This is a genomic window from Pelagibacterium mangrovi, from assembly GCF_036662815.1.
GTDB lineage: Bacteria > Pseudomonadota > Alphaproteobacteria > Rhizobiales > Devosiaceae > Pelagibacterium > Pelagibacterium mangrovi.
On sequence record NZ_JBAFXA010000006.1, the window covers coordinates 39116 to 52556 of the forward strand.

General features: G+C 61.7%; 13 protein-coding genes. 10 read left to right on the forward strand and 3 right to left on the reverse strand.

Annotation, left to right across the window (positions count from 1 at the left end; genetic code table 11):
* Positions 1 to 50 precede the first annotated feature (50 nt).
* The 3 genes from V4T21_RS11430 to nspC form a co-directional block, all read right to left on the reverse strand.
* The gene (locus tag V4T21_RS11430) at positions 51 to 836 is read right to left on the reverse strand and encodes an IclR family transcriptional regulator (protein ID WP_332716708.1); all 786 of its coding nucleotides are present in this window, start codon (positions 834 to 836) and stop codon (positions 51 to 53) included.
* 93 nt (positions 837 to 929) lie between these two features.
* Complete coding sequence (locus V4T21_RS11435; protein ID WP_332716711.1) at positions 930 to 2219, reverse strand: saccharopine dehydrogenase family protein; 1290 nt, start codon at positions 2217 to 2219, stop codon at positions 930 to 932.
* Between the two features lie 72 nt (positions 2220 to 2291).
* A complete protein-coding gene (nspC, locus tag V4T21_RS11440; protein ID WP_332716713.1) occupies positions 2292 to 3602 on the reverse strand; it encodes a carboxynorspermidine decarboxylase in 1311 nt (436 codons plus the stop codon).
* Here nspC and cobF point away from each other — a divergent pair.
* The 10 genes from cobF (at position 3577) to V4T21_RS11490 (ending at position 13407) form a co-directional block, all read left to right on the forward strand.
* Positions 3577 to 4323, forward strand: coding sequence for a precorrin-6A synthase (deacetylating) (gene cobF, locus V4T21_RS11445; RefSeq protein WP_332716715.1), 747 nt, complete (start codon positions 3577 to 3579; stop codon positions 4321 to 4323). The two genes, nspC and cobF, sit on opposite strands and share 26 nt — an antisense overlap.
* 31 nt (positions 4324 to 4354) lie before the next feature.
* Entirely contained in the window at positions 4355 to 5626 is a 1272-nt protein-coding gene (locus tag V4T21_RS11450) for a ferredoxin-like domain-containing protein (protein ID WP_332716718.1), read from the forward strand.
* A complete protein-coding gene (locus V4T21_RS11455) occupies positions 5623 to 6255 on the forward strand; it encodes a precorrin-8X methylmutase (protein ID WP_332716720.1) in 633 nt (210 codons plus the stop codon). Before V4T21_RS11450 ends, V4T21_RS11455 begins: the two co-directional genes overlap by 4 nt.
* A complete protein-coding gene (locus tag V4T21_RS11460; protein ID WP_332716723.1) occupies positions 6252 to 6977 on the forward strand; it encodes a precorrin-2 C(20)-methyltransferase in 726 nt (241 codons plus the stop codon). Before V4T21_RS11455 ends, V4T21_RS11460 begins: the two co-directional genes overlap by 4 nt.
* Complete coding sequence (locus V4T21_RS11465) at positions 6974 to 7744, forward strand: precorrin-3B C(17)-methyltransferase (RefSeq protein ID WP_332716726.1); 771 nt, start codon at positions 6974 to 6976, stop codon at positions 7742 to 7744. Before V4T21_RS11460 ends, V4T21_RS11465 begins: the two co-directional genes overlap by 4 nt.
* Positions 7737 to 8948: a precorrin-6y C5,15-methyltransferase (decarboxylating) subunit CbiE gene (cbiE, locus tag V4T21_RS11470; protein WP_332716728.1), complete on the forward strand. Its 1212-nt coding sequence runs from the start codon at positions 7737 to 7739 to the stop codon at positions 8946 to 8948. The genes V4T21_RS11465 and cbiE overlap by 8 nt, the downstream gene beginning before the upstream one ends.
* A complete protein-coding gene (gene cobM / locus V4T21_RS11475) occupies positions 8945 to 9703 on the forward strand; it encodes a precorrin-4 C(11)-methyltransferase (protein ID WP_332716730.1) in 759 nt (252 codons plus the stop codon). Before cbiE ends, cobM begins: the two co-directional genes overlap by 4 nt.
* A gap of 65 nt (positions 9704 to 9768) precedes the next feature.
* The gene (locus V4T21_RS11480) at positions 9769 to 10479 is read left to right on the forward strand and encodes a phosphatase PAP2 family protein (RefSeq protein WP_332716732.1); all 711 of its coding nucleotides are present in this window, start codon (positions 9769 to 9771) and stop codon (positions 10477 to 10479) included.
* A gap of 980 nt (positions 10480 to 11459) precedes the next feature.
* Positions 11460 to 12029 carry a TRAP transporter small permease subunit gene (locus V4T21_RS11485; RefSeq protein WP_332716735.1) on the forward strand — a complete coding sequence of 190 codons (570 nt, stop codon included), beginning with the start codon at positions 11460 to 11462 and terminating at the stop codon, positions 12027 to 12029.
* On the forward strand, positions 12022 to 13407 hold the full coding sequence (locus V4T21_RS11490) for a TRAP transporter large permease (protein WP_332716738.1): 1386 nt from the start codon (positions 12022 to 12024) through the stop codon (positions 13405 to 13407). The genes V4T21_RS11485 and V4T21_RS11490 overlap by 8 nt, the downstream gene beginning before the upstream one ends.
* Positions 13408 to 13441: the final 34 nt, after the last annotated feature.

The following is a 13441-nucleotide window of genomic DNA, read 5'->3' on the forward strand; positions in this document are numbered from 1 at the left end:
CACAGCGAGCTAAGCGATTGGCGTCATTTTCGACTGAATGTCGATTCAGCCTAGCGCTCGGGGGTCCTGCCCCCGAGTGACACCGTCAACTCCCGCGCCGCATCGGCGACGAGCTTGCCGAGCACATCCACACGCTCATCGGTGACGCGAACGGACAGGCCCGAAATCGAGATCGCGCAGAGCGGTTCGGCCTGGGCTCCATAGACCACCGCCGCCACACAACGCAGGCCCATGACGAATTCTTCGTCATCCAGGGAAAATCCTTTTGAGCGTGTCTGCGCCACTTCCCTTTTCAGCGCCGCCAAGGTGGTGATCGATTTTTCCGTCACTTTCCGCAGACCCTGGCGGGCGATGATCGCCTTTATGTCTTCGTCCGAATAGGCCGCTAGGATGGCCTTGCCCATGCCGGAATTCGCCATGGGCGCCCTGCCCCCGACACGCGTTATGGCGCGCATGATCTCGCGGCTTTCCACCTGGGTGAGCACGACCACTTCGCCATCGTCCACGATCCCCAGATTGGCGGTTTCGCGTGTCTGGTCGCGCAATCGGCGCAGGATGGGCAAGGCGGGAGCGACGAAATTGCGCTGGCGCGTGAAGGCCGAACCGACCGCAAAGGCCGTGCGCCCCACATGCCACATGCTATCGGTGGGATCGAACTGAACGAAACGCCGCTGTTCGAGCGTCGTGAGCAGGCGATGGACCGTCGAAGCGGACAGGCCGGTGCGCCGGGAAATATCGGTCAGGCGGAAACCTTCCTCATCTTCTCCCAGCAGTTCGAGAATGGCCATTGCCCGATCGACCGACTGTACAGTGCCCGATCTTTGCTGCGCGCTCATTGCCCCACTCCCCGGAAATTCCGTACCCTAGCCCAAAGCAAACCGCCCGCGCCATCTCTGGCACGGGCGGTTCGGTATTCATGCGAAGGATGTTCAGCGCTTGCCGACCATCCGTCCGGTTGCCGCGAAGGGCGCGGTCCACCCCTCGAACGAGAGATCGCGTTCGCCATTCTCGTCGCGGATCGAGGTCTGCAGGCCCATCTGGTTGAGCAGGCCCAGGAACGGCTGCGGAGGCAGCTCTTCCACGTTGACCATCTTGTGGCAGTCCCATGCGCCCTTGGCGACCAGGATCGCCGCGGCCACCGGGGGAATGCCGGCGGTGTAGGAGATGCCCTGGCTACCCACTTCGGCATAGGCCGTTTCGTGGTCGGCGACGTTGTAGATGAAGACCTCGCGGTCCTCGCCATCCTTCTTGCCCTTCACCAGATCACCGATGCAGGTCTTGCCGGTGTAATTGGCAGCCAGCGAAGAGGGATCGGGCAGCACCGCCTTGACCACCTTGAGCGGCACGACTTCGAGGCCTTCGGCGGTCTTGACCGGCTGCTCGGAGAGCAGGCCGAGATTCTTCAACACCGTGAAGACGTTGATGTAGTGCTCGCCAAAACCCATCCAAAACCGGATGTCGGGCACGTCGAGGTTGCGCGAGAGCGAATGAAGCTCGTCGTGACCCGAGAGATAGGAGGTGTGCTTGCCCACGACCGGCAGGTCGTCGGTGCGCGAAACCTCGAACATCTCGTTGGTCTTCCACTGGCTGTCCTGCCAAGTGTAAACTTGGCCGGTGAACTCGCGGAAGTTGATCTCCGGATCGAAATTGGTGGCGAAATACCTGCCGTGCGAGCCGGCATTGATATCGATGATGTCGATCGAGTCGACGGTATCGAAGTACTCTTCCACGGCAAGCGCCGCATAGGCATTGACCACGCCGGGGTCGAACCCAGCGCCCAGGATGGCTGTTACGCCGGCCTTTTCGCACCGCTCACGCCGCTTCCATTCGTAATTGCCGTACCAGGGCGGCGTCTCACAAATCTTGGCGGGATCTTCGTGGATGGCGGTATCGATATAGGCCACGCCCGCCTGAATGCAGGCCTCGAGGACCGACATGTTGATGAAGGCGGAGCCGACGTTGATGACGATCTGGGACCGCGTTTTCGCGATCAGGGCCTTGGTCGCTTCGACATCGAGGGCATCGAGCTGATGGGCCTCGATGATGCCGGGCTTTTTGAGCGACTTCTTTTCGAGCACGCTCGAAACGATAGTCTGGCACTTGTCGAGCGTGCGCGAGGCGATATGGATATCGCCGAGCACGTCGTTTGCCATTGCAGCTTTATGGGCGACGACCTGCGCCACACCTCCGGCACCGATAATCAGTACGTTCTTTTTCACTTCTCACGAAACACCTTTTCAGAGGTTGAACCAAGCTACGCGACGCTGTCGAAATCGGGATCTCACCCTCGGTTACGACAGGCTCCGCGCGTAGTCCTCAAACGTGAACTCTCGAATGAGTTCCACCTGCCCGTCCAGGTGACGTACCGCTATTGACGGCATCTGGACCCCGTTGAACCAGTTCTTCTTGACCATGGTATAACCGCCGGCATCGAGGAAGGAGATACGGTCCCCAGCCTTGAGTTCGGTCTCGAACTGGAACTCTCCAAAAATGTCTCCGGCAAGACAGGTTTTGCCGCAGACAATATACGTGTGCGGCCCGGTATTGGGGGCCACGCTGGTATATTCGCTGTAGGTCAACAGATCGAGCATATGCGCTTCGGTCGAACTGTCAACGATCGCCACGTGCTTGCCGTTGTAGACGACGTCCAGCACCGTCACCTCAAGCGTCGTGGACTTGGTGACCGAGGCCTCGCCCGGTTCCAGATAGAGCTGGATGCCGTAGCGCTCGCTCATTTCCTTCAAGCGCTGCGCGAGTTTTTCGATCGGATAATCATCGTTTGTGAAACGGATTCCACCGCCCAGGCTAACCCATTCCAGCTTATGAAGAACGTCCGCATAACGCGCCTCGATCTTGCTCAAAAGCGCGTCGAGGCTGTCGTATTCGTCGTTCTCACAATTGAAGTGGAACATGACGCCCGAGATGCGATCCAGCACGGGCTCCACACGCTCGATGTCCCACTCGCCGAGGCGCGAAAAGGGGCGCGCCGGATCGGCAAGCACGAAGTGCGAGTGGGAAATGCCGGGGTTGAGGCGCAGGCCGACCTTCTTGCCCTTGGCATCGGCTTTGTCGGCGTAACGCTCGAGCTGGCCTACCGAATTGAAGATGATCTTGTCGCAGGCATCGATCGCCTCGTCGATCTCGTGATCGGCCCAGGCGACGGAATAGGCATGCGTCTCGCCGCCGAATTTCTCGCGGCCGAGCTTGACTTCATAAAGCGATGAGGAGGTCGTGCCATCCATGTGCTCGCGCATCAGGTCGAAAACCGACCACGTGGCGAAGGCCTTGAGCGCAAGAACGCATTTAACGCCTGATGCCTGACGCAAATACGATATTTTTTCCAGGTTGCGGAGAAGTACCGACTTGTCGAGCAGATAATAAGGTGTCTGAAGCGTCAATTCTTGCGATCGAACCTCCTTGGTCCCCGAGACTGGGGGCGTGAGCCATAAAAAAATCCGCGCCGGATGAAACGCGGAAGAACACTCATCTAACCATTGGGCGGGCGCGGCACAAGGGCTGGCCCTCAAAATTTTTGTGAACGATGACAGGGGGAAGCTTTTCTGCCATGACCGCCCCATGCGCTCAATCGTTCTCATCGGCATCGGCACCGGCAGCCCCGACCATATGACGGTCGAAGGGATAAATGCGCTCAATGGGGCGGATGTTCTCTTCGTGCCTACCAAAGGGGAAGAAAAGGCGCAACTGGCCGCGGTAAGGCGGCGGATCGTCGAGCGTTTCGCCCAGCGATCCCCGCGTATCGTCGAATTCGCCCTGCCCGTTCGCGACGCGGAAAACCCCAGCTATGCTGCCGGTGTCGCCGATTGGCACGATGCGATTGCGGACCAGTATCGCGCAATGATCGCGCGTATGGAGCCGGATGAAACCGCTGCGTTTCTCGTCTGGGGCGATCCGGGACTTTACGATAGCACGCTCCGCATCCTCGATCGGGTGAAGGATATGGGCGAGGCGTTCGCCACCAAGGTCATCCCCGGCGTTAGCGCCATTTCAGCACTGACGGCGGCTTTTGCGATTCCCCTCAACACAATCGGCAATCCGGTTACGATCACGACCGGCCGCAAGCTCGTGGAGGGTTGGCCGGCGCGTTCCGATACGGTTGTCGTCATGCTGGATGGCCGGAAGGCCTTCACCGAGATCGATCCCGAGGGGCTTTATATCTATTGGGCGGCCTATGTGGGGATGGAGCAGCAATTGCTGGTGGAAGGCCCGCTGGCAGACGTCTCCGGCCGCATTTCCGCGATGCGCGACACGGCGCGGGCCGAGCATGGCTGGATCATGGATATCTACCTGCTCCGGCGGCTCTAGGCTCGGCGCGAAGCCCTTGGTAAGAGTGGACATGAACCACGATATTTCCTCGCTCGCCGCGCGCGGTGCCTGCCCGACGCTCGATCACCCCATGCCGGTCGCCGATGGGCTTTTGGCGCGTTTCCGGCCCGAGACGGGGCTGACTTCAAAACAGCTCGCCGCGCTTGCTGAAGCCGCAGAATTCTGCGGGAACGGGCTGATCGAAATCACCGCCCGGGGCAATATTCAGGTTCGCGGGCTAAGCGACGCCTCGGGCCCCAATTTTCGCGCCGCGCTGGGCGATGCAGCGATCGCGGCGCAGCCTGCGCCGGCCATCGAATATTCGCCGCTCGCTGGACAGGACCCAAAGGCCACCGCAGATCCTCGTCCTCTGGCGAGGCGATTGAGAGTGGTGTGCGACAAAGCCCTCGCCGAAGGAGCGCTCTCGCCCAAGCTATCGATTGTGCTGATCACCGGCGGACAGGTGCTTCTCGATGGGCTCAAGGCCGATATCCGGCTGGTCGCACGCGGTGAGGCATGGGCGCTTGAGTTGGGAGGAATTGCGCTGGGATTGTTGGACGAAGTCGATATTCCCGATGCCGTTGCCGTAATTCTCAGGGCATTGCAGGCCGAGAGGCCGCGTGCGCGTGGCGCCGAGCTCGATGCTGCTCATGTCGCAGAGAAATTGCCTTCACTGCGGTCGCTGGACCATATCGGCGTGCGGCCCGTGGGGGCGACGATGGGGCCGTTGAGTCTTTCGGGTGGTGCAGCAGGGTTGAGAATCGGGCTGCCTTTTGGGCAGGTTCGAAGCTGGCAAATAAATGACCTTGCCCGGCTTATGGATCGGCATGGCGTGGCCGAAGCGATACCCGCACCCGACCGGACGCTTGTTTTGCTGGGACTTTCGGCCGATGCGCTGCATGAACTTTCCCCTGCCCTGGCCGCTATTGGTTTCGGCACGCGGCCCGATGCGGAGGAGCGGCGGCTCTCGATCTGTTCGGGCGCCGAGCGGGGGTCTGACGGTGTTATTCAGGCCGCGGAACTGGCCCAGGCGTTCTATACGGCGGACCCGGAACTGGTCGATGGTTCGTTCCATATCCATGTTTCGACCTGCGCCAAGGGATGTCCCCATGCGGGGCGGCCGGGCGTGGTTTTGGCGGGAAATCAATTGAGGCTATATCGCGCACCCGACGCCAAACCGCTTGCAACGTTCGATCCCGCAGCTATTGAGACCGGCGTCGTTTCCCTGGCCCGGCGAATCCGCGATACTCGGCGGCCCGGTGAGACGACGCTCATGGTTCTCGACCGGCTGGGACATCAATGACACACTACGACTACATCCGTGATGGGCAGGAAATCTACCGGCAGTCCTTTGCGACCATCCGGGCGGAGGCCGATCTTTCGCGGTTTTCGATGCAGGAAGCCGAGGTCGCGATCCGGATGATCCATGCCTGCGGGATGGTGGATGCCGCGAGATTCTTTCAGTTCTCGGAAGGGTTTGTCGACGCCGGGCGCAAGGCGCTGCAGCGTGGGAAACCCATTTTCACCGACGCCGAGATGGTCGCCCGGGGCGTGACTCGCTCCCGGCTGCCGGCCGACAATGAGGTGATCTGCGAGATCAACAATCCCGAGACGCCCTATCTTGCGCAGGACTATGGCAATACGCGCTCGGCGGCAGCGATCCATATCTGGTTGCCGAAACTGGAAGGGTCGGTGGTGGCGATCGGCAATGCGCCTACGGCGTTGTTTCACCTGCTCGAATTGCTGCGTGACGGGGCACCGAAACCTGCGGCGATCATCGGGATGCCGGTGGGATTCGTGGGAGCAGCCGAGTCAAAACAGGCGCTTAGCGAAAATTCCTATGGCGTTCCCTTCGCTATCGTGGAGGGCCGATTGGGGGGGAGCGCCATGACGGCGGCGGCGCTCAATGCATTGGCGAGGCCGGGGATATGACGGGCCGTTTGATCGGGGTCGGGACGGGTCCGGGCGACCCGGAATTGCTGACGCTCAAGGCGGTGCGGGCCATTCTCGATGCCGATGTCATTGCCCACTTTCTCAAGCGCGGGCGGAACGGAAACGCGCGGGCGATCGTGGCGCCGCATTGGCCCGAGAGCGCCATCGAGCTGCCGCTGGGCTATCCCGTGACGACCGAACTCGACCGGCGGGAAGATGCCTATAAGTCGGAAATCGGCGCGTTTTTCGATGAATCGGCACGCCAGATCGCGTCTCATCTCGATCAGGGGCGGACGGTTGCCGTTCTTTCGGAAGGCGATCCGTTCTTTTATGGCTCCTACATGCACATTCACGTGCGGTTGGCCCCACTTTACCCCACCGAAGTCATCGCGGGGATTACATCGATGTCCGGATGCTGGTCGCAGGCGGGTGTTCCGTTGATGCAGGGGGATGATGTTTTCACGGTTTTGCCCGGAACGCTTGAGCTTTCGGACCTTTCGCAACGGCTGGCCGGGACTGATAGTGCGGTGATCATGAAGGTGGGGCGCAATTTGCCAAAGATTCGCCAAGCACTTGAAGCGGCTGGGAAATTGGCTGGAGCGATATATGTCGAGCGCGGCACCATGGCCGATGCGGTGGTGACGCCGCTTGCCGAGCGCGACGACTCCCCTGCCCCGTATTTTTCGCAGGTGTTGGTCCCCGGCTGGACGAGCAGGCCATGACGGGGACGCTCTATGTCATCGGGCTAGGCCCAGGAAATCAAAAGCAAATTACGCCCGAGGCGATGGAAGCTGTCGCGGCGTCGAGCCATTTTTTCGGGTACAAGCCCTATGTGGACAGGCTCGATTTGCGGGCCGACCAGACGGCGGTGCCCTCGGACAATCGCGAGGAAATCGACAGGGCGAAAGCGGCTCTGGACATGGCGGCGGCGGGCCATACCGTGGCCGTGGTTTCGGGGGGCGATCCGGGAATTTTCGCAATGGCATCAGCGGTTTGCGAGGCGATGGATGGTGGGCCCGATGCCTGGAAATCTGTCGATCTGCGGGTGGTGCCGGGAGTGACGGCGATGCTGGCGCTGGCGGCGAAGGTGGGGGCTCCGCTGGGGGCGGATTTTTGTACGATTTCGCTCTCGGACAACCTAAAGCCTTGGGAAACAATCGAAAAACGGCTTCGGCTGGCGGCGGAGGCGGAATTTGCCATCGCCATCTACAATCCGATATCCAAGGCCCGGCCGTGGCAATTGGATAAGGCTTTCAATATCTTGCGGGAAATTTTGCCGGGAGAGATTCCGGTGATCTTCGGGCAGGCCGTGGGGCGGGAGAACGAGAAAATCGTGACGACGACGCTGGAAAAAGCCCATGGCGAACAGGCCAACATGGCGTCAACAGTCATCGTCGGATCGCGGTACTTTCGTGGTGTTGAACGCGGTGATGACGGGCGTGTTTTGATCTATGCGTTGAGGCGGGTGCCGGACGGTCGAAATGAATGAACGGTGGCTGACAATTGTAGGCATCGGAGAAGACGGTCTCGATGGATTGACCGATCTGACCAAATCGCTGATCGCCGATGCGGAAGTGGTATTCGGCGGCGCGCGTCATCTTGCGTTGGTGCGCCGGCTCAATCTTGCCGAGCAGCGGCGGTGGCAATCACCGATCGAGACTTCGGTGGAAGAGGTGGCGCGGCTGCGCGGGCGCAAGCGGGTGTGCGTGCTGGCGAGCGGCGACCCGTTCCATTTCGGGATCGGCGCGACACTGGCGCGGCGGGTTCCGGCGCGGGAAATGCTGGTGGTCACCTCTCCATCCTCCTTCTCGCTGGCGGCGGCGCGGATGGGATGGGCGTTGCAGGATGTGACGGTGCTCTCGCTGCATGGGCGGTCTAACGACCTCATCCGCCCTCACCTGCATCACGGCCGGAAAATCCTGGCGCTGACATCGGACGAGAAGGGTCCCGGCGAGCTTGCGACGCTGCTCAAGGAATCCGGGTTCGGGGCGAGCGCGCTGACGGTGCTTCAGGCCTTGGGCGGGCCCAAGGAGCGCATGAAGACCGCCGTGGCGGATGGGTTTTCGGAAACCGATATCGATCCGCTCAATCTGGTGGCCATCGACGTGGTGGCCGGGCCCGAGGCCAGAATCCTGCCGATGACGCCGGGCGTGCCGGACGACTGGTTCGACCATGACGGCCAGATCACCAAGCGTGAAATCCGGGCGCTGACGCTTTCGGCGCTGGCGCCGCGGCGCGGCGAACTGCTGTGGGATATCGGCGCGGGATCGGGATCGGTGGCCATCGAATGGATGCTGGCCGACACCTCGCTATCGGCCATAGCGATCGAGGCGGACGCGACGCGGTTCGGCCGGATCGCCGGCAACGCGGCGGCATTGGGCGTGCCAGGACTGACTGTCAAGCACGGGCGAGCACCGCAGGCGCTCAAGACCCTGCCGCAGCCCGACGCGATTTTCGTGGGCGGCGGCGGCACGGAAGACGGCGTTATCGACGCGGCGATGGATGCGCTCAGGCCCGGCGGACGGCTGGTGGCCAATGCCGTGACGCTGGAAATGGAGGCCCTGCTGGCGCTGCTGCACGGCCAGTCCGGCGGCACGCTGACCCGCATACAGATCGCCCGCGCCGAGACATTGGGGGCGATGAGCGGGTGGCGGCCCGCCATGCCGATCACCCAATGGGTGTGGGTCAAATGACCGTCCATTTCATCGGCGCCGGGCCCGGCGCCGCCGATCTGATAACGGTGCGCGGACGCGATTTGCTGGCAAGATGCCCGGTGTGCCTTTACGCAGGCTCGATCGTGCCCAAGGATATGCTGGCGTGGTGTGCCGAGGGCGCGAGGCTGGTCGACACGGCGCCGATGTCGCTCGATGAGATCGAGGCTGAATATGTCGCTGCCCATGAAAAGGGACTGGACGTGGCGCGGCTCCATTCGGGCGATCTTTCTGTGTGGAGCGCAGTGGCCGAGCAGATCCGCAGGCTGGAGAAGCACGCCATACCCTATACGCTGACGCCTGGCGTGCCGGCCTTCGCGGCGGCGGCGGCGGCATTGGGACAGGAATTGACCAAGCCGGGCGTGGCCCAAAGTCTGGTGCTGACCCGCGTTTCGGGCCGCGCCTCGCCGATGCCCGAAGGGGAAACGCTGGCCAATTTCGCGACGAGCGGCGCCACGCTCGCCATCCATCTGGCCATCCATGCTATCGAGGAGGTCGTCGCGGAGCTGACGCCTCGCTATGGCGCTGACTGTCCGGTGGCCGTCGTCGCCTGGGCGAGTTGGGACACCGAGCGGATCGTGCGCGGAACGCTTGGCGACATCGCAGCCAGACTGGCGGCCGATCCCATCGAGCGCACGGCGATCATATTCGTCGGCCCGACGCTGGCGAGTGAGGGGTTTTCCGACAGCTCGCTTTACGATGCGGCCTATCAACGACGATTTAGAGGACGTGATTGAGCCGGGGTTGTGCGTTTGCCGTCCGATGCGGATAAATACGCGTCCAGCAGACGACGAGGCCCAAGGTGCTCAAACGCTATCTCTCGCAATCCAATATTCAGCGCATACGTGAATTCGTCGTCGCCGAATATGCCGTCCTGATCGCCATGGGTCTGGCGAGTGCATTCGCCTTTGCGTTCTTTCAGGTCGCCGACGAAGTGACCGAAGGGGAAACGAACGAACTCGACATCGCCATTCTCGAGATGTTCCGCTCGGCGAGCGACCCCAGCCAGATGATCGGTTCGTTCTGGTTTCGGGAGGCGGTGCGAGACATCACAGCGCTCGGCAGTGTTTCGATACTGACGCTGGTGGTTTCGTTTGTCGTCATTTTCCTGCTCATGACGCGGCAGGCGCATGCGGCTCTGCTGGTCGCCGTTTCGGTGATCGGGGGATCGATCCTTTCGAGCCTGCTGAAGAATTTTTTCGACAGGCCGCGTCCCGAGTTCTCGACGATCACCGAGGCGCTGTCGGCGAGCTTTCCGAGCGGACACGCCATGCTGTCGGCGGTGACCTATCTGACGCTGGGGGCGTTATTGGCAAGGCTGTCACCGCGCCTGGAGGTGAAGGTGTTTTTCTATGGCGTGGCCGTGGCGCTGACCGTGCTGGTGGGGATCAGTCGGGTGCTGCTGGGCGTGCATTATCCGAGCGACGTGCTGGCTGGGTGGGCGCTGGGGGCGGCGTGGGCGCTGGGGGCTACGGCGGTTGCATCGTTTCTGCGGCATCGGGGGTGGGTTTAGGTTTTTTGGGACCTCAGGGGGTGGTGGTGGGGAGACTCAGAGCCCCCCTCATCCGCCTTTTCGGGGCACCTTCTCCCACCAGGGGAGAAGGGGAGCTTTTGGCGAGCGTTGGTGGAGATGGTCGCCTCAGCGCACCCCTCATCCGACCTTTCGCTTTTCAAGCGAAAGCCCACCTTCTCCCTCAAGGGGAGAAGGGTAGTTCTTGGCAGCGTTTCGGGAAAAACTTCCGTGCTGCCAAAAGAGCCCCCCTCGCCCCTTGAGGGAGAGGGGTCGGGGGTGAGGGGTGCGCTGAGGTTCCGCATCAACTTCGGTTCGTTACGAGACTCAGAGCACCCCTCATCCGACCTTTCGCTTTTCAAGCGAAAGCCCACCTTCTCCCTCAAGGGGAGAAGGGTAGTCGGTGGCAGGTGCTGTGGAAGAACTTCTGGGATGCGGGAGGAGTCGGCGTGAGTTTCAGCACGTACTATGGCTGTTGGGGAAGCTCAGCGCACCCCTCATCCGCCCCTTCGGGGCACCTTCTCCCACCGGGGGAGAAGGGTAGTTCTTGGCAGCATTTCGGAAAAAAACTTCCGTGCTGCCAAAAGAGCCCCCCTCGCCCCTTGAGGGAGAGGGGCCGGGGGTGAGGGGTGCGCTGAGGTTCCGCATCAACGTCAGTTCGTTAGAGACTCAGAGCACCCCTCATCCGACCGCTTCGCGGCCCGCCATTCGAGCGCAGCTCTCATGGCCTTCTCGCCTCCAATCGTGCCACCGGCACGATTGGCCAGAGGACGGCTCGAAGTCTCCCTCAAGGGGAGAAGGGTAGCCGGTGGCGGCGTTTGGGGGAGGATTCCAGTAATGCTCTCTGAGCCGCCTACCCAGTTTTACGGGCTAATGTGGTGTTTTGCCTGAAGCCGTTCGGCGATGACATTGCAGTTTGGGCGGGCGCGGAATAGCGGTAAAATCGATAAAACACACAATCTTCCGTGGGAGGAGGAGCGAAAATGCGTGCGCTCGCACTCGCGGTTCAGGCTATCGGTGGCTTGAACCGGCTGGTCGGCAATATCTTCGCATGGCTGGCGGTCGGCGTGGTCGTCGTTTGCTTTGCCGTCGTCGTCCAGCGCTATTTCTTCAATACGACCCATCTGTGGATGCAGGATCTCTATGTCTGGCTGAGCGGGGCGATGTTTACCGCAGTGGCCGGATATGCGCTGTTTCGCGACGATCACGTTCGGGTCGATATCCTCTATCGGCCGGCATCGATCCGCCGCAAAGCGATCTGCGATATCGTCGGCGTCGTGATTTTCCTCTTTCCCTTCATGTTCGTCGTCTGGCGCTGGGGACTGCCCTACGTACAGCGCTCATGGAGCTTTTATGAAGCGTCCCAGAACATCGGGGGCATGCCGGGCCTGTTCGTGCTCAAGACCTTTATCCTGGTGTTTGCCGTGCTCGTCGCGCTGCAGGGCCTCGCGATGATCGCGCGCGCCATTCTGGTGCTGGCGGACAAGGAAGACCTGCTGCCGCCCGCCTATCGCTACCCGGTCGACGGCGACGAGGAGATGCCCAGTGTCTAGCATTCTGATTGGGGAAATCCTCTCCGGCCTGCTGTTTTTCGGTGTTATCGGCTTTCTGCTGCTGGGCTTTCCGGTGGCGTTCACCCTGGCGGGAACGTCGCTGATTTTCGGGACCATCGGATACTTCCTCGGCGTGTTCGATTTCTCGAACATGGGCAATCTCATGGGCCGGTATATCGGCTACATGACCAATGAGGTGCTGGTCGCCGTTCCGCTGTTCATCTTCATGGGCGTGATGCTGGAGAAATCCAAGATCGCCGAGCAATTGCTGCTCACCATGGGCAAGCTGTTCGGGCGGTTGCGCGGGGGGCTGGGGATTTCGGTGATCGTGGTGGGCGCGCTGCTTGCCGCTTCGACCGGCGTGGTGGGCGCCACGGTGGTGACGATGGGGCTGATCTCGTTGCCGGCCATGCTGCGCGCGAAATACGACCCCAAGCTGGCATCGGGCGTCATCTGCGCGTCGGGCACGCTGGGGCAGATCATTCCGCCTTCGACCGTTTTGATCTTCATGGGGGACATGCTCTCCTCGATCAACGCGCAGGTGCAGATGGAGCTGGGCAATTTCGCGCCGGTGCCGGTGACGGTGGGCGATCTGTTCGCCGGGGCGTTCATCCCGGGGCTGCTGCTGGTGGGGCTCTATATCCTCTACATGATCTACAAGGCGATCACCCAGCCCGAGAGCTGTCCGGCGACGCCCATGAGCGACGAAGAGCGCAAGGGCATCGTCAAGGACGTGATCGTGGCGTTGATCCCGCCGCTGATCCTGATCCTTCTGGTGCTGGGCTCGATCCTGACGGGTGTTGCGACCCCGACCGAGGCCGGTTCGGTGGGCGCGGTGGGTGCGACGATACTCGCGGCGCTGCGCTGGAGACTGTCGTTCAAGGTGTTCCGCGACTGCGCCATGGCGACGGCGACGATCACCTCGATGATCTTCATCATCCTGTTCGGCGCTTCGGTGTTCTCGATCGTCTTCCGCGTGATGGGCGGCGACAATCTGGTGCACGAGTTCCTGGCCAATCTGCCGGGCGGGGCAATCGGGGCGATGATCGTCGTGATGCTGATCATGTTCGTGCTCGGGTTCATCCTCGATACGTTCGAGATCATCTTCATCATCATCCCGATCACCGCGCCGATCCTGCTGGCGCTCGGGGTCGACCCGATCTGGCTGGGCGTGATGGTGGGCGTGAACCTGCAGACGAGCTTCATGACGCCGCCGTTCGGCTTCTCGCTGTTCTACCTGAGAGGGGTGGCGCCGAGCCGGGTGACGACGGGGATGATCTACAAGGGGGCCGCGCCGTTCGTATTGCTCCAGATCATCGCCATAGCGCTGCTGTTCATGTTCCCGCAGCTCATCACCTGGCTGCCGTCGATCAACTAAGGTGCGGCACGACGGATGAGAGAGGGCCCCGCAG